The 19,016-nt window shown below is 71.1% G+C and carries 22 protein-coding genes; 12 read left to right on the top strand and 10 right to left on the bottom strand.

Annotated features, from left to right (window positions below):
* Nucleotides 1-45 precede the first annotated feature (45 nt).
* The 3 genes from ABD798_RS04270 to ABD798_RS04260 are packed head-to-tail and all read right to left on the bottom strand — an operon-like array spanning nt 46 to nt 1,803.
* Nucleotides 46-390, bottom strand: coding sequence for a HepT-like ribonuclease domain-containing protein (locus tag ABD798_RS04270; protein WP_344871174.1), 345 nt, complete (start codon nt 388-390; stop codon nt 46-48).
* Nucleotides 387-710, bottom strand: coding sequence for a nucleotidyltransferase domain-containing protein (locus tag ABD798_RS04265; protein WP_344871173.1), 324 nt, complete (start codon nt 708-710; stop codon nt 387-389). The genes ABD798_RS04270 and ABD798_RS04265 overlap by 4 nt, the downstream gene beginning before the upstream one ends.
* A 46-nt stretch (nt 711-756) precedes the next feature.
* Nucleotides 757-1,803 carry a methyltransferase gene (locus ABD798_RS04260; RefSeq protein WP_344871171.1) on the bottom strand — a complete coding sequence of 349 codons (1,047 nt, stop codon included), beginning with the start codon at nt 1,801-1,803 and terminating at the stop codon, nt 757-759.
* Nucleotides 1,804-1,953: 150 nt separating this feature from the next.
* On the opposite strand from ABD798_RS04260, the gene ABD798_RS04255 reads away from it, so the two are divergent.
* Genes ABD798_RS04255 through ABD798_RS04240 form a run of 4 tightly spaced genes read left to right on the top strand, consistent with a single transcriptional unit; the run spans nt 1,954 to nt 4,974 of the window.
* Nucleotides 1,954-2,814 carry a biotin--[acetyl-CoA-carboxylase] ligase gene (locus ABD798_RS04255; protein WP_344871170.1) on the top strand — a complete coding sequence of 287 codons (861 nt, stop codon included), beginning with the start codon at nt 1,954-1,956 and terminating at the stop codon, nt 2,812-2,814.
* Nucleotides 2,815-2,863: 49 nt separating this feature from the next.
* Complete coding sequence (locus ABD798_RS04250) at nt 2,864-3,379, top strand: PH domain-containing protein (protein WP_344871169.1); 516 nt, start codon at nt 2,864-2,866, stop codon at nt 3,377-3,379.
* On the top strand, nt 3,380-4,315 hold the full coding sequence (locus tag ABD798_RS04245; RefSeq protein ID WP_344871168.1) for a hydroxymethylglutaryl-CoA lyase: 936 nt from the start codon (nt 3,380-3,382) through the stop codon (nt 4,313-4,315).
* Complete coding sequence (locus ABD798_RS04240; protein WP_344871166.1) at nt 4,312-4,974, top strand: adenosylcobinamide amidohydrolase; 663 nt, start codon at nt 4,312-4,314, stop codon at nt 4,972-4,974. Before ABD798_RS04245 ends, ABD798_RS04240 begins: the two co-directional genes overlap by 4 nt.
* On the opposite strand, the gene ABD798_RS04235 is transcribed toward ABD798_RS04240, so the two are convergent.
* The gene (locus tag ABD798_RS04235; RefSeq protein ID WP_344871165.1) at nt 4,950-5,312 is read right to left on the bottom strand and encodes a hypothetical protein; all 363 of its coding nucleotides are present in this window, start codon (nt 5,310-5,312) and stop codon (nt 4,950-4,952) included. The genes ABD798_RS04240 and ABD798_RS04235 overlap by 25 nt on opposite strands.
* Before the next feature lie 587 nt (nt 5,313-5,899).
* Here ABD798_RS04235 and ABD798_RS04230 point away from each other — a divergent pair.
* On the top strand, nt 5,900-7,489 hold the full coding sequence (locus ABD798_RS04230; RefSeq protein ID WP_344871164.1) for an acyl-CoA carboxylase subunit beta: 1,590 nt from the start codon (nt 5,900-5,902) through the stop codon (nt 7,487-7,489).
* A 50-nt stretch (nt 7,490-7,539) separates the two neighbouring features.
* Here ABD798_RS04230 and ABD798_RS04225 read toward each other — a convergent pair whose 3' ends face one another.
* Both ABD798_RS04225 and hisN read right to left on the bottom strand, forming a co-directional pair.
* Nucleotides 7,540-7,845, bottom strand: coding sequence for a DUF6355 family natural product biosynthesis protein (locus ABD798_RS04225; protein WP_344871163.1), 306 nt, complete (start codon nt 7,843-7,845; stop codon nt 7,540-7,542).
* Between the two features lie 79 nt (nt 7,846-7,924).
* Nucleotides 7,925-8,713, bottom strand: a complete 789-nt coding sequence (gene hisN, locus ABD798_RS04220; protein WP_344871162.1) for a histidinol-phosphatase — start codon at nt 8,711-8,713, stop codon at nt 7,925-7,927.
* A gap of 23 nt (nt 8,714-8,736) precedes the next feature.
* Here hisN and ABD798_RS04215 point away from each other — a divergent pair, with 23 nt between their 5' ends.
* Genes ABD798_RS04215 through ABD798_RS04205 form a run of 3 tightly spaced genes read left to right on the top strand, consistent with a single transcriptional unit; the run spans nt 8,737 to nt 11,140 of the window.
* Complete coding sequence (locus tag ABD798_RS04215) at nt 8,737-9,411, top strand: response regulator transcription factor (protein WP_344871161.1); 675 nt, start codon at nt 8,737-8,739, stop codon at nt 9,409-9,411.
* 56 nt (nt 9,412-9,467) lie between these two features.
* The gene (locus ABD798_RS04210; RefSeq protein WP_344871160.1) at nt 9,468-9,854 is read left to right on the top strand and encodes a nuclear transport factor 2 family protein; all 387 of its coding nucleotides are present in this window, start codon (nt 9,468-9,470) and stop codon (nt 9,852-9,854) included.
* A gap of 11 nt (nt 9,855-9,865) precedes the next feature.
* Nucleotides 9,866-11,140 (top strand): ATP-binding protein, encoded by a 1,275-nt coding sequence (locus tag ABD798_RS04205; RefSeq protein WP_344871159.1) that lies wholly within the window; start codon nt 9,866-9,868, stop codon nt 11,138-11,140.
* Nucleotides 11,141-11,147: 7 nt separating this feature from the next.
* On the opposite strand, the gene ABD798_RS04200 is transcribed toward ABD798_RS04205, so the two are convergent.
* Nucleotides 11,148-11,708, bottom strand: a complete 561-nt coding sequence (locus ABD798_RS04200) for a GtrA family protein (protein ID WP_344871158.1) — start codon at nt 11,706-11,708, stop codon at nt 11,148-11,150.
* 25 nt (nt 11,709-11,733) lie between these two features.
* The gene (locus tag ABD798_RS04195) at nt 11,734-12,285 is read right to left on the bottom strand and encodes a GtrA family protein (protein WP_344871157.1); all 552 of its coding nucleotides are present in this window, start codon (nt 12,283-12,285) and stop codon (nt 11,734-11,736) included.
* Nucleotides 12,286-12,404: 119 nt separating this feature from the next.
* Here ABD798_RS04195 and ABD798_RS04190 point away from each other — a divergent pair, with 119 nt between their 5' ends.
* Nucleotides 12,405-13,544, top strand: a complete 1,140-nt coding sequence (locus ABD798_RS04190; RefSeq protein WP_344871156.1) for an acyl-CoA dehydrogenase family protein — start codon at nt 12,405-12,407, stop codon at nt 13,542-13,544.
* A gap of 45 nt (nt 13,545-13,589) precedes the next feature.
* Here the strand turns inward: ABD798_RS04190 and ABD798_RS04185 are convergent, their stop codons facing one another.
* Entirely contained in the window at nt 13,590-13,976 is a 387-nt protein-coding gene (locus ABD798_RS04185) for a hypothetical protein (RefSeq protein WP_344871155.1), read from the bottom strand.
* Between the two features lie 160 nt (nt 13,977-14,136).
* A complete protein-coding gene (locus tag ABD798_RS04180) occupies nt 14,137-16,200 on the bottom strand; it encodes a sigma-70 family RNA polymerase sigma factor (protein ID WP_344871154.1) in 2,064 nt (687 codons plus the stop codon).
* A 166-nt stretch (nt 16,201-16,366) separates the two neighbouring features.
* Between ABD798_RS04180 and ABD798_RS04175 the strand changes: the two genes are divergently transcribed.
* Genes ABD798_RS04175 through purE form a run of 3 tightly spaced genes read left to right on the top strand, consistent with a single transcriptional unit; the run spans nt 16,367 to nt 18,991 of the window.
* Nucleotides 16,367-17,197, top strand: a complete 831-nt coding sequence (locus ABD798_RS04175; RefSeq protein ID WP_344871153.1) for a GGDEF domain-containing protein — start codon at nt 16,367-16,369, stop codon at nt 17,195-17,197.
* A 54-nt stretch (nt 17,198-17,251) separates the two neighbouring features.
* A complete protein-coding gene (locus tag ABD798_RS04170) occupies nt 17,252-18,475 on the top strand; it encodes a 5-(carboxyamino)imidazole ribonucleotide synthase (RefSeq protein ID WP_344871152.1) in 1,224 nt (407 codons plus the stop codon).
* A complete protein-coding gene (gene purE / locus ABD798_RS04165; RefSeq protein ID WP_344871151.1) occupies nt 18,476-18,991 on the top strand; it encodes a 5-(carboxyamino)imidazole ribonucleotide mutase in 516 nt (171 codons plus the stop codon). It begins immediately after the preceding gene.
* Nucleotides 18,992-19,016 lie beyond the last annotated feature (25 nt).

The raw sequence follows: 19,016 nt of genomic DNA, 5'->3' as shown, positions 1-19,016 counted from the left end.
GATCACCCGCGTCTGGAGCGATTCAGGGCCCGCGTGCGTGACCGATCAGCCCTGAGTCCGCTCGTCGAGGATCGCCTGGATCTGCGCCCGCACGCGCGGAAGCTCCTCGCTGGGGACCTTCCACAGGACGTCAAGATCAACTTCGAAGTAGGCGTGCACCGTGCGATTGCGCATGCCGACGATGCTGCGCCACGGCACCCTTGGGTAGGCGGTGTGAACGTCGGGCGACACGTGGTTCGCGGCTTCTCCGATGACGCCGATCCACCTGAGCAGCGCGGCTTGTCGCACCTCGTCGCGGTCCAGGGCCGCGCGCGAGCCAGGGAGGTTCCGCGTGATCGCGTCAGCCGCATCCAGAATGTCGCGCAGACGCTCGTCGGAGTCGCGCTTCACACCGCCACCGCCTCGTTGAGGATGCGCTCGCGCATGCGTTCCTTGATCCCATTGGGCGTGGCGACCTGTGTGAACACGCCGAGCAGCTCTTCGACTCCCAGCGCGAATCCGGTGAGCGCGAAGTAACCGCCGTCGATGTCGACGAGCAGGTCCAGATCGCTGTCGTCGTCCGCCTCGTCTCTGGCGACAGAGCCGAACACCCGGATGTTGCTCACGCCGAACTGGTCGGCGATCTCGTAGATCTCGTCGCGGTGGGCGCGGACTTCGTCCAGGGTGACTCGGCGGCGCGGGGCGTCGGTGACGTCGCTGTCGGGGTCCATGGCTCCTCCTTCCCGCCGTGCACCGCCGATCATCCCAGAAGCGCGGTCAGGCGGGCACGATCCGCATGACGCTCATGGAGATGGGGAAGGCGCAGCGGCTGACGGAGTCGATGCGGAGCCCGGCCTCGGCGAGCAGGGCGGCGAACTCCTCGTGGGTGCGCTCCTTGCCGGTGGTGCACACCATCATGTTGAGGTCGCTCATCACCACGAACGGCTCGTCGGCGAAGTCGGTGGTGCCGGAGGGCATCACCTGCTCGATGATCAACAGCTCGCTGTCGGGGCGCATGGCCCGAGAGCAGCTGCGCAGGATGCGCGCGGCGCTGGCGTCGTCCCAGTCGTGCAGGACGCTCTTGAGCACGTAGGTGTCGTGGCCGGCCGGGACGGACTCGAAGAAGTCGCCCGGCAGGGCCCGGCAGCGGTCGGCGACGGGGGCGAGCACGGGCGCGGACTCGGCCAGGCCCATGGGCAGGTCGTACAGGGTGCCGCTGACGTGCGGGTTCGCGGCGAGCAGGCTCGCGATGAGGGTGCCGTTGCCGCCGCCGACGTCGACGAGGGTCCGGGTGGCGCCCAGGTCGCACGCGGCGACGATCGCGGGGTTCTGCGTCGAGGTGGTCTCGGCCATGGCGCCGTTGAAGTGGGCCTCGGCCTCGGGGTTCTCGGCGAGCCACTCGAACGCCGTGCGCCCGTGCTCCAGCTCGATGCCGGAGCGCCCGGTCCGCACGCTGTCGGCCATGCGGCCCCAGGACTTCCACGTCGGTTCCCCGCCGAAGGTGAGCGCGAGGTTGCGCACGGAGCCGGGCACGCCCTCGCGCAGCACCTCGCCCGCGCCGGTCAGCTCGTAGACGTCCGGTTCCGCCTCCTTGACGAGGCCGACCTGCGTGGCTCCGCGCAGCAGCCGCTTCAGGGACGGCTCGTGCAGGTCGAGGTCGGTGGCGAGCTGCGAGGTGGTGCGAGCGCCGTCGGCGAGGGCGTCGGCGACGCCGAGCCTGGCGACGGTGTGCACGACCTGGGCGGGGCAGAAGGCGAACAGCATGCCCACGACGTACGCGCGGTCGGCGTCCACGCCCAAGCCCGCGATCTGGTCGACGCTCATTCGGGATTCCTCTCCTCGGCGAGGGCCTCGGCGAAAATGTCTCCCACGGCGGTTAAACCCGCTCGCCGAAGGTTGACCCGAACGGGTGTCCACAGTGGACCTTTCGGCCCCCGCGCGGGCGCTCTACCCCGGCGACTACCCTGACCAGGCGTGATAGCCGATCTCGCTGCCCTTCCCTCGGACGCGTTGCGCTCCGAGCTGCTGGCGCCGAACGGGCCGTACACCTCGCTGGAGGTGCTGGAGCGGACCGGATCGACCAACACCGACCTCGCCGCGGCGGCGCGCGCGGGCGCGCCGGACCGCACCGTGCTCATCGCCGAGGAGCAGACGGCAGGCCGCGGCCGCAACACCCGGACGTGGCTCTCACCGGCACGTGCGGGCATCCACGTGTCCGTGCTGCTGCGCCCGGCCGAGGTGCCTGTGGCCCGGTTCGGCTGGCTGATGGTGCTCGGCGGCGTTGTCGTGCGGCGCGTGGTCAGCGGCCTCTGCGGAGTCGACGCGGTGCTGAAGTGGCCGAACGACCTCCTGGTCGGGCCCGGCCGGGCCAAGTGCTGCGGGGTGCTGGCGGAGGCGGTCACCGGCGCGAACGGGCCTGCGGTCGTGCTCGGCATCGGGGTGAACGTGCACCAACGCGCGGATGAACTTCCCGTCGGCCCCGGCGGGCTCCCGCCGACCTCGCTCGCCCTCCAGGGCGCGGAGTGCCTCGAACGCGACCGCATCCTGGTGGAGTTGTTGCGGGAGCTGGACATCGCGGAGCGGCGCTGGCGCGAGCACGGCGGCGACCCGGTGCGCAGCGGGCTGCTCGAGGAGTACCGGCAGGTCTGCGGCACGCTGGGCCAGCGCGTCCGCGTCGAGCTGCCGGGCGGCGGTGGCGGCACCCGCTTCCTGCACGGCGTCGCCGAGGACGTCGACGACGACGGCAGACTGGTCGTGCGCGCCGCCGACGGCTCGACGCAACCGATCTCCGCCGGTGACGTCATCCATTTGCGCCCGGCCACCCATCCCGAGTGAGCCACCGGGGCCGGTACCGTGTGGCCGTCGCACACCCCAGGAGGAGCCCGTGGCTTACCCGGACGATCTGCTTTCCGAGGACGAGCAGGTCGTGGTGCACAAGCACCCGCACTGGAAGATGCTGATCTTCCCCGTGTTCGTCCTGCTCGTCGTCGTCGGCGGGGGCATCTACCTCGCCACGCTGGTGCAGCAGACCGAGTGGGCGATGATCGGCCAGATCGCGATCGCGGTCGTCGGCGGCATCCTGCTCATCTGGTTGGTGCTAGCCCCCTTCGTCCGCTGGCGCACCACGCACTTCGTCGTGACCACGCACCGGCTGATGGTCCAGGAGGGCGTGCTGAAGCGGACCGGGATCGACATCCCGATGTCGCGCATCAACAGCGTGCGCTCGGTGCGCGGGCTGACCGACCGGCTGCTGGGCTGCGGCACGCTGATCGTCGAGTCCGCCTCCGACGAGCCGCTGGAGTTCGACGACATCCCCAGGGTCGAGTACGTCCGCACGATGCTCTACCGCGAGACCAACGACGATCCGAACGACGACTACGTGCGCAAGCAGGGCCGCTGAGTGGGGGCGCGTGAGGTCGGTCTGCCGACCCGGTCCGTCCCGCTGGAGTCCTACTACCCGCAGCGGGTGACGATCTGGGAGGTCGGCGCGCGCGACGGCCTGCAGAACGAGAAGTCGATCGTGCCGGTCGCGACCAAGCTGGAGTTCCTCGGCCGCCTGGCCGACGCGGGGCTGACCACCTTGGAGGCGACCAGTTTCGTGCACCCGAAGTGGGTGCCGCAGCTGGCCGACGCCGAGGAGCTGCTCGCGGGCCTCGACCGCCGTCCCGGCGTCGACTACCCGGTGCTGGTGCCCAACGAGCGCGGCCTGGAGCGCGCGCTCGACTCGGGCGTCGGCCACATCGCGATCTTCGCCAGCGCCACCGAGAGCTTCGCCAAGCGCAACCTCAACCGCACCCTCGACGAGCAGTTCGAGATGTTCGAGCCGGTCGTCACCAGGGCGCTGGCCGAGGGCGTGCGCGTGCGCGGCTACATCTCGATGTGCTTCGGCGACCAGTGGGAGGGCGACGTCGAGCCGGAGCAGGTGCACCGGGTCGGCGAGCGGCTGCTGAACATGGGCTGCTGGCAGATCTCCCTCGGGGACACCATCGGCGTCGCCACGCCGGGGCTGGTCGAGGACGTCATCGCGGGCTTCGACGAGATCGACCGGCTCGCCGTGCACTTCCACGACACCTACGGCCAGGCGCTGGCCAACACGCTGACCGCGCTGCGCTGTGGAGTGTCCACAGTGGACTCCTCGGCCGGTGGTCTCGGCGGCTGCCCCTACGCGGAGTCGGCGACCGGCAACCTCGCCACCGAGGACCTGGTGTGGGCGCTGGACGGGATGGGCGTCGAACACGGCGTCGACCTCGACGCGCTCGCGAAGACCAGCGCGTGGATGGCGGAGCAGCTCGGCCGCCCGAGCCCGTCGCGGGTGGTCCAGGCGCTCACGGGATGAGCGAGTGGGTCGCGCCGCCCCCGGTGCTGCACTGGGCGGAGTCCTACCCCGTGCTGACGTGGCAGGCCGACCGCCCGTGGCTGGCGATCTCCTCCGGGGTGCACGGCGGCGGCATCGGTGAGCGCTCGTGGGTCGTCAACGCGACCGTCGGCACGAACTACGACCGCGACGACCCCGGCGTGCACGTCGCCGAACTCGCTGCGGCGTCAGGGCTTTCCGGTGCCGGCACGGGTTTGCTGACCGCCGTCGACGTCCGCTTGGCCGTCACCAACTCCGACAACGGCGTCGTGGCTTCCGCGACCACCGGCGTCGGCCTGCACCCCACGTGGGCCGCCGCCAGAACGTCCACTGTGGATGTTTCTCCTGGCACCATCAACGTCGTGTGCTGGCTCCCGGTCCGGATGTCCGAGGCGGCTTTGGTGAACGCGGTCGCCACGGTCGCGGAGGCCAAGGCACAGGCGCTGCGCGAAGCTCAGATCCCCGGAACCGGGACCGTGACCGACGCGGTCGTGCTGCTGTGCCCCACGACCGGGCAGGCCGAGGAGTACGGCGGCCCGCGCTCGCGGATCGGTTCGGCCATGGCCCGCGCCGTGCATGCGTCGATCGAGGAGGGCCTGCGCGTGAAGTTCCCGCGCTACGAGCCCTGGACCGCTCCCTGACCCCACTCGGGGAAGTCCTCCGGCGCGGTGAACCACGCGATGTCGCCAATGTTGAGCCGGTGGTTTCGCGCAGCCATGTCGGCGGCTTCGGCCTCGATGCGCGCGGCCGAGTCCTCCGCGTTGGTCAGCCAAGGCTTGAAACCGCCGTCGATGTCGCCGGGAATCATCACGCCGTCGCGGACAAGCTGTGCGGCGGCAGCGGCGGCCCGCACGAACAGGGCGTTCACGTCGATGCCGTCTTCAGCGTCCTCGCGGAAGTAGCCGACGATGTCGAGCAGCGTCATCCAGTCGTATTCGAACGACGCGGCCACGTACTCCTTGAGGTCGTCGTAACTCACGATCCGCCGTCCTGTTCCTCCTGGTCCAGATGGACCTTGAGCAGTGTCCTCTTGGCCTTGTACGGAACGCGATCGTGGTGCCGTCCGGGAACTTGGAGAACTCGCCTCCGTACTGCGTGGCGGGCCTCGACTCCGCCCCGGCCTTGAGCGCGGTGAACATCTCGCGTAGCTCCTCGAAGGTATCCAGGAGCCGGATCGGCATCCGCTTTCTTCCTTTCGGCGCGCGGCCGATGTCCACACCGCCAGAGAGCACGTGCTCCTTCGCGGTCTTGCCCTTCCACCGTCCCGGCAGGACGACCGCCGCTGCGACTGCTGGCACGGCCGCAGGTGAGAAGGACCGAGTGCCCGGTAGCCAGCTCGTGCGCGGCGATCACGCGCGAGCGAGCGGTGCGCACGACGTCGGCCGCCGCTCGGACGCGGTCGCCGACCTCACCCTGAGACACGGTGACAGTCAACGTCGGGCGGAAAGGCCGTGGGTGCGACGGCGGGGTGCACCGCACAGGTGAGAGCTGGTGTTACACCTTCTCGCATCAGATGGTGAGGGGTGTCATACGCCGTGGTCTGAGCCTGGCCGTTAATCTGCGGGTGTGAGCCAGACCTCCGAAGACCCGCGTGCGGGGTCGAGCATTGACACCGCCGAAGCTGGGGCCGATCTTCCCGTCGACCACCTCGCCGAGGTGCACGACCGCGTCGCGGCGGGCGGGGCGGAGAAGTACCACAAGGCCAACGCCGCCAAGGGCAAGCTCTTCGCGCGCGAGCGGGTCGATCGCCTGGTCGACCCCGGCAGTTTCGTCGAGGACGGGCTGTTCGCGAACGCGCTGGCCGACGGGCTCCCGGCGGACGGCGTGATCACGGGGACGGCGACCATCGACGGGCGGCCGGTCTGCCTGATGGCCAACGACTCCACGGTCAAGGCGGGGTCGTGGGGCGCGCGCACCGTCGAGAAGATCATCCGGATCATCGAGGTGGCGTACTCGACGAGCGTGCCGATGGTCTACCTGGTCGACTCGGCCGGAGCGCGGATCACCGACCAGGTCGACTTGTTCCCGGGCAGGCGCGGCGCAGGCAAGATCTTCCACAACCAGGTCCGCGCCTCGGGCTCGATCCCGCAGGTCTGCGCGCTGTTCGGGCCGAGCGCGGCGGGCGGGGCCTACATCCCCGCGTTCTGCGACGTGGTGATCATGGTCGAGGGCAACGCCTCGATGTACCTGGGCTCCGACCGCATGGTCGAGATGGTCACCGGGGAGAAGACCACCCTGGAGGAGATGGGCGGCGCCGCCGTGCACTGCACCACCTCCGGCGTCGGGCACTTCCTGGCCAAGACCGAGGACGACGCGCTGGAGACGGTCCGCTCCTACCTGTCCTACCTGCCGTCGAACTGGCAGGGTGAGCCGCCGCTCGCCGCGCCCGCCGAGCCCGGCAAGGGCGACCTGCGCAAGCTCGTCCCGGAGAGCGAGCGGCAGGCCTTCGACATGCGCCGCTACATCAAGGCGTTGCTGGACGACGGCTCGTTCTTCGAGATCCACGCGCTGTGGGCGAAGGAGCTGACGGTCGGCTTCGGCAGGCTCGACGGCCGCGTGGTCGGGGTCGTGGCGAACAACTCGATGTTCAAGGGCGGCGTGCTCTTCGTCGACTCCGCCGACAAGGCCAGCCGGTTCATCCAGCTCTGCGACGCCTTCAACGTGCCGCTGCTGTTCCTCTCCGACGTGCCGGGCTTCATGGTCGGCACCGCCGTGGAGAAGCAGGGCATCATCCGGCACGGCGCGAAGATGATCACGGCCGTCTCCGAGGCCACCGTGCCGAAGATGTGCGTGGTGGTGCGCAAGGCCTACGGCGCGGGCCTCTACGCGATGGCCGGGCCGGGCTTCGAGCCGGACGCCACGATCGCGCTGCCCACCGCCAAGATCGCGGTGATGGGCGCGGAGGCCGCCGTGAACGCGGTCTACGCCAACAAGATCGCGGCCATCGGGGACGAGGCGGAGCGCGCGGCGTTCGTCCAGGCCAAGCGCGCGGAGTACGAGCAGGACATCGACATCCTGCGCCTGGCCAGCGAGCTGGTGATCGACACCATCACCCAGCCCGAGGACCTGCGCGCGGAGCTGATCCGGCGCTATCGGGCCGCGTCGACCAAGGACCGCCACTTCTCCCGTCGCCGCCACGGGGTCACCCCCGTCTGAGCCGCATCACCGCGCCCGCCGCTACCCGGTAGCGGCGGGCGCGGTGACTTTCAGCGGGGCTTCGCGCAGCTCTGCCCGATGTACACGGCCCCCGTGGTCCACGGTTCGGCTCCGAGGTGCGTCGTGCCGGGGCCGACGCAGAGGATGTAGTTCGAGGCGATCAGTTTCTTGACCTCGATCTTGACCCAGCCGGAACCGCAGTGCCCGTAGTACGACCAATCGGCCCAGTTGGTGTAGTAACCGCAAGGGAATTTGGCGCCCTGAGCCTCGCCTGCGGCTGCCGAGGCGGTGTTGGCCAGGCCGAGCGCCGCAATGGCCGCGACGGCCGCGAGCGCAGCCGAAAAGCGCCTTCTCATGTTCATCCTCGTTTCACTGTTGGTGGCGGGATGCCCGAGAACGTAGGCGCGAGGAGTGCGGTGATCCGCCCGTGTGGCGCTAATTGGTGACAGGGGACAGCAGTTCCAGCGCGCGGTCGTGCAGGCGCGCGTTCGAGGTCAGCACGCTTCCCCTGGTGTAGTCCGCGGAGCCGTCCAGTGCGCTGAACCGCCCGCCCGCCTCCTCGACCAGGACCTGGACCGAAGCGACGTCCCACGGGTTCACGATCGCTTCGGCGGCGAGGTCCAGCGCGCCCTCCGCGACCAGGCAGTGCTGCCAGAAGTCGCCGAACGCGCGGGTCTCCCAGCACGCGTCGGCCAGGCGCAGGTAGGCCTCGCGCGAGTGGAACTCCACCCAGGAACCGAGGTGCGTGGTCGACAGGTAGGCGTCGGCGATGTCCTCCACCCCGGACACCGAGATCTGGCGCTGCGAGCCGTCCGGGTCGGAGGTCCACGCGCCCGTGCCCCGCGCCGCCCACCACCGGCGGCCCAGCGCGGGGGCGCTCACCACGCCCAGCTCCGGGGTGCCGTCGACGACCAGTGCGATCAGCGTCGCCCAGGCGGGTACTCCGCGGAGGAAGTTCTTCGTGCCGTCGATGGGGTCGAGCACCCACGCGCGGCCCGCTTCCGCCGTGCCGCCGCGCTCCTCGCCCGCGACGGCGTCGCCGGGCCGGGCCTCGGCGAGCAGCTCGCGGACCGCGTCCTCGACGGCCAGGTCGGCGTCGGTGACGGGGGTGCGGTCTGGTTTGCGGTCGACCTTGAGGTCCCTGGCGAGGAAGCGCCGCGAGGTGATGGCGTCGGCGGCGTCGGCGAGGCGGAGCGCAAGATCGAGATCAGCCGTGAGGTCCACGCGGATGAGCCTAGGCTGGCACCGTGAGCGTCGTGCTGCTGGCCGAGGACGATCCGGCCATCGCTGAACCCCTCTCCCGCGCGCTCAGCCGGGAGGGCTACTCGGTGCAGGTCGTCTCCGAGGGCCCGGCCGCCCTGGCTGCCGCGGTCAACGGAGGGGTGGACCTGCTGGTGCTCGACCTGGGCCTGCCAGGGCTGGACGGTCTGGAGGTCTGCCGCCGCCTGCGCGCGGCCGGGCGGGGCATACCCGTGCTGATGCTCACCGCGCGCGTGGACGAGGTGGACTTCGTGGTCGGCCTCGACGCGGGCGCCGACGACTACGTCGCCAAACCGTTCCGGCTGGCCGAGCTGATGGCCCGCATCCGCGCGTTGCTGCGCCGCCGCGCGCACAGCAGCCTGGAGGCCAACGGCGTGCGCATCGACTTCGCGGCGCGCCGCGTGCAGGTCGACGGCCGCGAGGTGCAGCTGGCCAACAAGGAGTTCGAGCTGCTGCGGGTGCTGATGGAGCGCGCGGGCCAGGTGGTCAGCCGTGACGACATCCTCGAAGAGGTGTGGAACGACCCGGAGCTGCGCGGCAGCAAGACGCTGGACATGCACATCTCGTGGCTGCGCAGGAAGATCGGCGACGCCCACGCGGGCACGGCCGAGCGCCGCATCGCGACCGTGCGCGGGGTCGGCTTCCGCTTCAACGCCGACTGATTCCCCTTACCTGCGAGGTAATTGCCGCGCGGCGGGCGGTGAACGACGCTTCCGGCATGGCTGCTGAGAAGAAGAACTTCACCGTCGATTTCTGGGCCGACTTCTGGAAGGACCCGTTCGCCGCGCCGAGCGGGGACAGCGTGCTCTCCGACGACATCGTCGGGTACTGGCCGGGCGACCCCGAGCCGGTGCGCGGGCTGCCCGCCTACCTCGCGCGGATCGCCCGGCTGCTCACCGAGGTCCCGACGCTGCGCCTGGAGCTGCTGTCGCACGCGAGCACGGGCGACGCGATCTTCCTGCACTACCTCGCGCGCGGCACCGGCGTGGACGGGCCGTTCGAGTTCCAGGGCATGGACCGGGTGGTCGTGCGCGACGGGCTCGTGGTCGAGAACCTGGTCCGCTACGACGAGACGGCTCTGCGGCGGGCCGCCGGCCTGGCCTGATAAACAGGCGCATGCGTCGCCGAATCCTCCGTGCCATCCTGCTCGCCGTCCTGGTCACGGGGTTCGCGCTGGGCATCCCGCTCGGCTACAGCGCGCTCCAGGTCGTGGAGGACGTCACCCGCAAGGACCTCTCCACCAGGGCGAGGCAGATCGCCACGATCCTGGACGACCAGCTGGCCAGGGGCGCCAAGATCGACCTCAACGAGGTCCAGCTGGTGCCGCCGGGCGGAGAGCTGGTCGTGCGGATGCCGGGGGAGGCCGATCGGCGGCTCGGCCCGGCCCTCGTCGCCGAGGACACGCTCACCGAGCGGCAGCCGATCGTGCGCCAGGGCGAGGTCCTGCTGACCATCCCGGACGCGAACCTGCGCCGCGACCAGCTGGAGATGGCCGGGCTGGTGATGCTGCTGGTGGTGCTCTCCATGGGCATCGGAACGGCGGTCGCCACGGTCACCGCGCGCCGCCTCGCCGACCCGCTGCGGCACGTCGCCAACCGCGCGGCCCGGCTCGGCGCGGGCGACTTCCGGCCCGACCGCCGTCGCTACGAGGTGCCCGAGCTGGACCGCCTCGCCGAGGCGCTGGACACCTCGGCCTCCGCGCTCGCCGAGCTGATGCAGCGCGAGCGCGAGCTGATCGGCGACGTCTCGCACCAGCTGCGCAGCCGCCTCACCGCGATGCGGCTGCGCCTGGAAGCCCTTGCCATGCACCCGGAAGAGGCCACCTCCAGCGAGGCCACCGCCGCGCTGGAGCAGGTCGACCACCTGGTCACCGTGCTGGAGGAGCTGCTCGCCGCCGCGCACCGGGCCCGCTCCGTCGGCGCCGAGCCGGTCGACCTCGCCGTGGAGCTGCCCGCGATCGCGGCGGAGTGGCGGGAACCGCTGCGCAAGGACGGCAGGGCGCTGCGGATCAGGGTCACCTCCGGGCTGCTCGCCAGGGCCACGCCGTCACGGCTGCGCGAAGCCGTCGGAGTGCTCCTGGACAACGCGCGGATGCACGGCGACGGCACGGTGACGATCTCCGCGAAGCACGGGGACGGCATGGTGACCGTGGAGATCACCGACGGTGGAGCGGGCGTGCCCGACGAGCTGGTCGCCCACGTCTTCGACCGCGGGGTCTCCGGTTCCGGCTCGACCGGGGTCGGGCTCGCACTGGCCCGCGCGCTGGTGGAGGCCGACGGCGGGCGGCTGGACCTGTCCTCCACGCGCCGCGCCACCTTCGTGATCTTCCTGCCGGTTCCGCGCGCGGACGACGTGCTCGGCCTGCCGTGGCCCGCGGAGACGCCGCGCTAGAACCCGCTCAGGAGTGGCCGAACTCCTCGTCGGCGTCGTTCTCGCCGTTGCGGCCGACCGAACCCGCCCTGGAGCGAGGGCGCGCGTTCTCCTCGGGGAAGACGAACTTCCGGAACGCCCACCAGCGGAACACCATGCCGACCAGCACTCCGCCGATCTGGCCGATGAAGAAGTCACCCAGCTCCTGCTGCGTCAGTGAGACGTCGGGGACCCGCAGGTCCAGCACGTAGCGGGAGAAGAACAGCGGGAACGCGTAGATACCGACGCCGATGCCGCTGACCAGGAAGTACAGGGCGGCCTCGTGCCGCTTCTCCCGGCCACCGCGCTGGCGGAAGGACCACTCGCGGTTGAGCACGTAGGACACGATCGTCGCGACCAGCACCGCGATCACCTTCGAGGTGACCGGGCGGTCGTGCAGGATCGTCAGCTTCAGGCCGTAGAAGATGGCCGTGTCGATGATGAACGTGGTTCCGCCGACGAAGCCGAACTTGAGCAGCTCGCGGTGCTTGAGCATCAGCTCGCGCACGGGCTTGGGGAACTTGCCGACGACCGTGTGGATCAGGGACACCCGCGCGAGTCTACGTACGCGGAACTCACTCGGATGCCGAGCGCGCCCGAGCGTCCGCTTTGAGCAGTTTCTCCGCGTCGCGCACGACCCTGGCGCCCTCGTCCGGGAAGACGTACTTCCGGAACGCCCACCACCGGAAGACCATGGCGAGCACGGTGCCCAGCAGCATGCCGCTGGCGAAGTCGGCCAGCTCCTGGGTGAGGGCGCTGACGTGCGGCTCCTCCAGCATCAGCCAGTAGCGGGAGGCGTAGAGCGGGGCCGAGTTGATCAGCACGCCGACGCCGCTGATCAGGAAGTACAGCGCGGCCTCGTGGTGGCGCTCGCGGCCGCCCCTGGTGCGGAAGGACCACTCGCGGTTGAGCACGTAGCCGACGATGGTGGCCACGATCACCGCGACCGCCAGGGCGCTGACCGGCTTGGGCTCCAGGATCGTCCACTTCAGCCCGTAGAAGACGACGGTGTTCACCACGAAGGTGATGGAGCCGACGACCGCGAACCTCAACAGCTCCTGGTGCTTGATCACCAGATCGCGGTAGGGCTGGGGCAGGCGGAGCGAGAAAGCGTCCAGTGCGGCCACCGGCGCAGTCTACGAAGCGGCGTTCACCCATCCGGACGCGCCCCCTCGGCGAAGGGGGACCTGGCGCCGGAGCGGCGCGGATGTGACACTTGTGCCAACTATTCAGCAAGGGGTGTCACATGCCTGACTACCGGCTCGATGCCGAGCAGGAAGATTTCCGCAAGACCGTCGCGGATTTCGCCAGCACCGTGGTGGCGCCACAAGCGCACGCCAGCGACGCCGCTGGGACCTTCCCCTACGACGTCGTCCGCCAGATGGGGGAGATGGGCCTGTTCGGCCTGCCCTTCCCCGAGGAGTACGGGGGCATGGACGGCGACTACTTCGCGCTCTGCCTGGCACTGGAGGAGCTGGCCCGCGCCGACTCCTCGGTGGCCATCACGCTGGAGGCCGGGGTGTCGCTGGGCGCGATGCCGGTCTACCGCTACGGCACCGACGAGCAGAAGCAGCGCTGGCTGCCCGACCTGGTCGCCGGGCGCAAGCTCGCCGCGTTCGGCCTCACCGAGCCCGGCAGCGGCTCCGACGCCGCCGCGCTGCGCAGCACCGCGCGGCTGGACGGCGGCGAGTGGGTGCTCAACGGCACGAAGTGCTTCATCACCAACTCCGGCACCGACATCACCTCGATGATCACCGTTGCCGCGCGCACCGGGGAGAAGGAGATCTCCTCGATCATCGTGCCCGCGGGGACTCCGGGGCTGACCGTGGCACCGAAGTACCAGAAGGTCGGCTGGCGCGCCTCCGACACCCGCGAGCTGTCCTTCGACGACCTGCGCGTGCCCGAGGAGAACCTGCTCGGCCAGCGCGGACGGGGTTTCGCCCAGTTCCTGTCCACTTTGGACGAAGGACGGGTGGCGATCGCCGCGCTCAGCGTCGGCCTGGCCCAGGGCTGCCTCGACGAGTGCGTGCGCTACGCCGCCGAGCGCACCGCCTTCGGCCACAACATCGGCCACTACCAGGCGATCCAGTTCAAGATCGCCGACATGGAGATGCGCACTCACGTGGCGCGCCTGGCCTGGTACGACGCCGCGGCCCGGCTGGTGGCGGGTCAGCCGTTCAAGAAGCAGGCCGCCATCGCCAAGCTCTACGCCTCCACCATCGCGGTGGACAACGCCCGCGACGCCACGCAGATCTTCGGCGGCTACGGGTTCATGGACGAGTACCCGGTGGCGCGGCACTGGCGCGACGCCAAGATCCTGGAGATCGGCGAGGGCACCAGCGAGGTGCAGCGCATGGTCATCGCCCGCGAGCTCGGCGTCCGCTGACGCGAGGGGAGGGAGCCGTTCGGGGCGGCTCCCTCCACCGTGACGTCAGACGTCGATCGTCCCGCTGCACCGGGGATCGGAACCCCAGTCGTCGAAGACGAAGCTGAACCTGTACTCGATGGCGGCGCCGCCGGGCGGGCGCTTGATGTCGCCCAGACTGCGCCAGGCACCGTCCTGGAAGCCCTTGGCCGTGGACACCTTGTGCTTGCCGTGCCACACGGTGACGTTGGCCTTGTTCCGCTTGCCCACGCTCGATTTTTCGATGGAGTACGAGAAGACGGTGTAGCCGTTGTTCTCGTACCCCTCCAGCTTCCCGGTGAACTGGGCGGCTGAGCACTCGGCGGGCACGTACCTCGCGGCGTGCGCGGTGCCGCCCGCGACGACGAGGCTCGTCGCCACGAGCGCGGCGGTCACGCCATGCGCGATCTTCACAGCGGTCCTCCTGGTGCTGCTGGGTGATGGTCCGATCACGCAGCGTAGGAAGCCCCGCTGGCATTCCGCTGACACCCGAAGCCGCGCGTTCCCGGGTGAATCTCCAGGTCAGCGCCCCGCGCCAGGGCGACTACTGCTTTCGCCTCCCCTTCACACCCCGCTAGGCGGTCGTGGTGGTGGGCTTGGGCGTGGTGGTCGTGGGGCGGGGCGGCGTGGTCGTCGTGGGTGCCGGTGCGGTGGTGGGGGTGCGCTCCGGGGTGGGGGCTCCGGGGACGCGGAGGCCGCCCGGCACGGGGGGAACGCTGTTGATGTCGGGGCTGAGGCCGGGGACGCCGACCTTGTGCTCCGGCAGGTCGACCGGGACCGACAGCGCCTTCGACGCGGAGCCGAGGCTGGCGCGCAGCTGCACGGTGCCCTTGTCGGCGCCGAGGGAGAGCAGCCACAGCTGCACCGTGTACTGGCTGCCCGGGTTCACGGTCTTCTCGCAGTGCAGCGTGGTGCCCTGACCGGTGCACGGGGCCGGCCACCCGATGCCGACGAAGCCCGGGGGGATCACGATGTCGACGTTCATCTTGCCGCGCTGCGAGCCGCGGTTGGTGGCCACGACGTCGAGTCGCGCGGGCCAGCGGCCGATGTAGCGCACCCGCGCGGACAGGTCGATGGCGTCGTTCGGCTTCACCTCGACGGGCACGGTCGGGATGTTCACGTTGGGCAGCGCGCCCGCGTTGATGGTGCCGGTGATCGAGCCGGGCTTGGCATCGGGCGAGGCGTAGAGCTTGAACCGGAACGTCGCGGTGTCACCGGGCGCGATGCCGCCGGGGCTGGTGCACGTCGCGCTGGCGCACTCGATCACCGAGCGCGAGCCTGTCTGGGTCGGCGCGAAGCGCGGCGCGGGTTTGCCGACGGTGACACCGGGCGGCAGGTTCAGCTTCACGGTGACGGGGTCGGAGGGCTTCTCGCCGTTGTTGGCGACGGTGATGCCCATCTCCTGCGGCGGCCCACCCGGGACCAGTGGCCCCTGCGGCGCGGCCACGGACGGCACGAGCCTGGCGGGCTGCGGCTCCGGTGGTGGCGGCGGGGTCGGAGCGGGCGTCGGTGACGGCGAGGGTGGCGGCGTCGGAGCCGGTGACTGCGCGGGCGGGACCGGCGGCGGCGGTGGAACCGGCGGTGCGGGCGGCGGGGGCTTCGGCGGTGGGGCCTGCGTCGTGGCCTGCGCGGTGATCTTCGGCGGCTCCTGGCCCTGGTCGGCGGTCATGCCGACCGCGATGGCCGCGCCGAGCGCGACGGCGGAGACCGCGCTGCCGACGACCTGCCTCGGCAGAGCGCTGGCCGCGCCGCCGACGCCGCCCCCAGCGCCGCTTCCGGCTCCTGCGGCGGCTCCGGCCATGGCCAGCCCGGCAGCGGCTGCCTTCGCCGAACCGGCTCCCGCGGCGGCGAGGTACGCGGTGACCGCGCCCCCGAGCACGAGCGGGGCGATGACCAGGCGCAGCGCGCCGTTGACCTCGCCGAGCTCGGCGGCGAGGACGCGGCAGCGGTCGCAGTTGTCGAGGTGCTGCTCGACCTGCGCGGTCTCCCTGCGCGAGAGGCCGTCGCGGGTCCACGCGCCGAGCCGGTCGATCGTGGCGCGGCAGTGCTCCTCGGTCCCGGCGCCGACGTGCACCTGGAGGTAGGCCTGGCGCAGGCCCTCGCGCGCCCGGTAGGCGAGCGCGGACACCCCGTTCGGGGTCAGCCCCAGGATGGGTGCGACCTCGGCGGGGGACTGTCCCTCGATCTCGGTATGCCAGAGCACGGCCTGCCACCGCTCGGGGAGCTTGGCAAATGCCTTGGCCGCGAGCGAGCGGTCCAGCCCGGCGACGGCGGTGTCGGTGAAGGGCACCACGACGGCCGCGGCGTCGGCGACGCCGGAGATGTCGTCGGAGAACTCGACCTTCCGGTCCCTGCGGGTCTTGTCGTAGGCGGTGTGCCTGAGCGCGGTGAGCAAGTAAGCGCGGAACGCCGCGTCGGGTCCGCGACCGCCCCTGAGCGTGTCGAGGACCTTGGCAAAAGCCTCTGACACCAAGTCATCCGCTTCGGCCGTCGAGCGCGCGAGTTGCCGCGCGAGGTTGTAAGCGGCCGCGACGTGCCGTTCGTAGAGCTGCCCGTACGCCTCGGTCGACCCGTTGCGGACGTCGATGATCAGCTCGGCGTCACCCCGGCCCGGTGTGTCCCCCTGCACGCTCGCCACACTTGCCCTCTCGTTGGGGCGACCGGTCTGATGACCCCCGGTCGTCCGTTGTGCTCGCTCAGTGTGACGGAGCGAGCCCGGAAACGTCACGCCGAACGGCGTCACGAGTTCTCCAGAGCTGCGTCGTAGTTGTCGACAGCGATCGAGGTCGGGAAGGGACGCCACGGTGGGTGCGCGCGAATTCACGCCACGGGTGGACCGTGAGCGTGACGACGGCGCGATCCACACGCTCCGTACACGGTGGCGAGAGGCGAGCCTCGCCGCCGGATGGCCGTTCCCGAGCGACTGGGCGTTGGCCGAGGTCGAGGAGGTCTGCCGGGCGTTCGTGATGCACGGCGAGACCGCGCCCGCGCTCAACCGCCTCGCCAGGTCCCGCGCGCAGACCGGGGCCGGGCTGGCCGAGAGCCTCCAGGACCTCGCCGCGCTGCACGCCGTGCTGACCACCCCGCCCGGCCAGGACGGGGTTCCCACCGCCGTCGACCCGGACGCCCTGCCCGTGGACATGCTCCGCGACTTCGCGCTGGCCTGGGCCGACGTGCTCTCGCACCAGGTCGGCGAGCGCGAGGCGGAGGACGGGCTCACCGGGCTCGCCACCACGGCCTACCTGCGGACACGGCTGCGCGAGGTCTACCGCGAGGCGCGCTCGCGGGAGCAGCGCTGCGGGGACGAGTTCTGCCTGGTGCTCATCGCCCCGGACCTGTCGAAGGCGACCGGCTGGTCGCGGCTGGTGGTGATGGTGCTCATCGCCGAGGTGATCCGCCTGGTCTTCGACTCGGGGGAGACCCTGGCCGCCGTCGGCCCCTCGGTGGCGGCGGTGCTGGTCCGCCGCGACGACAGGCTGCGCAGGCGCATCGCCGCGACCGCGTGGCTGGTCAGGCGCCGCCTGGCCGTGGACCCGGACCTCGACGACACCGGACCCGTGCGGGTGTGGCAGGAGCGGCTGCCCGCGACCCCGGAGGCGGCAGGCGATCTCATCACCCACCTCGCGCGCACGTGATCCTGCCTGCGTGATGCGGGCTGACCAGTGGCTATCCAGTAATGTCCACGCACCGTGGACTCCCGCACCGGCACCCCCGTCGTCGGCATGGTTGGCGGCGGCCAACTGGCCAGAATGACCCACCAGGCCGCCATCGCCCTCGGCCAGTCACTGCACGTGCTCGCCGTCTCACCGGAGGACCCCGCCGCGCTGGTCGCGCCGTCGGTCACGCTCGGCCAGCACACCGACCTGGACGCGCTGCGCGCCTTCGCCAAGTCCTGCGACGTGCTCACCTTCGACCACGAGCACGTTCCCGGCGAGCACCTGCGCGTGCTGGTCGAGGAGGGCGTGAAGGTGCACCCCGGGCCGGCCGCGCTGCTGCACGCGCAGGACAAGCTCGTGATGCGCACCAGGCTCGCGGAGCTCGGTCTGCCGGTGCCGCCGTTCGCCCCCGTCGCGGAGGTCGCGGACGTGCTGAGCTTCGGCGGCGAGCACGGGTGGCCGTGCGTGCTGAAGGCTGTCCGCGGCGGCTACGACGGCAAGGGCGTGTGGATGTTGAACACGCCCAGCAGCGCCGAAAGGGTGATTCCTGAGCTGCTCGCCGCCGGAACGCCGCTCATGGTCGAGCAGTGCGTGCCGATGCGGCGCGAGTTGGCCGCGCTCGTCGCCCGCTCACCGTTCGGACAGGGCGGCGCGTGGCCGGTCGTGGAGACCGTGCAGCGCGACGGCATCTGCGTCGAAGTCCTCGCGCCCGCGCCCGACCTCCCCGAGGAGTCCGCGCTCGCCGCGCAGGAGCTGGCGCTGCGCGTGGCCGACGAACTCGGCGTCGTCGGCCTGCTCGCGGTGGAGCTGTTCGAGACCGCTGACGGTGTCGTGGTCAACGAGCTGGCGATGCGCCCGCACAACTCCGGCCACTGGACCATCGAGGGCTCGCGCACCTCGCAGTTCGAGCAGCACGTCCGCGCTGTCCTGGACTACCCGCTCGGCGTCACCGACACTGCCGCTCCGGCCGTGGTCATGGCGAATGTCCTTGGTGCGCCTGAACTTCCGGGCATGACCGTGGACGAGCGACTGCACCACCTGTACGCCAGGTTCCCCGACGCGCACGTGCACCTCTACGGCAAGGCGGAGCGCCCTGGGCGCAAGGTCGGGCACGTGACCGTGCTCGGCACCGACATGGCGGAGGTCCGGCGCAGGGCCGGGCTCTCCGCGCACTGGCTCTCGCACGCCGAGTGGCCGGACGGTTACGACATTCACGGCGCAGGCATCCACGGCGCAGACATTCACGGAGGCAGCTAGATGGCAGGCACACCGCTCGTCGGCGTGATCATGGGCAGTGACTCGGACTGGCCGGTGATGCAGGCCGCGGCCGAGGCGCTGACCGAGTTCGACGTGCCGCACGAGGTGAGCGTCATCTCCGCGCACCGCACGCCGCAGCGGATGCTCGACTACGCCGCGACCGCCGTCGACCGGGGCCTGCGCGTGATCATCGCGGGCGCCGGTGGGGCCGCGCACCTGCCGGGCATGGTCGCGTCGGCGACGGTGCTGCCGGTCATCGGCGTGCCGGTGCCGCTGAAGTACCTGGACGGCATGGACTCGCTGCTGTCGATCGTGCAGATGCCCGCGGGTGTCCCGGTCGCCACCGTCTCGGTCGGCGGCGCGCGCAACGCCGGACTGCTCGCGGTGCGCACGCTCGCGGCTGGCTCCGACGACCTCGCCGACGACCTGCGCGCCCGGATGGCGCAGTTCCAGGCGGATCTGGAGCGGCTCGTCCTGGACAAGGACAAGGCGTTGCGCGAGCGGATCGGCCACTGAGAGCACTCCGCGTCCAAGGACCTGA

The organism is Allokutzneria multivorans (assembly GCF_039537405.1).
GTDB lineage: Bacteria > Actinomycetota > Actinomycetes > Mycobacteriales > Pseudonocardiaceae > Allokutzneria > Allokutzneria multivorans.
Note: the sequence above shows the minus strand (reverse complement) of the source record. Positions and strands in the feature narration are given on the sequence as shown.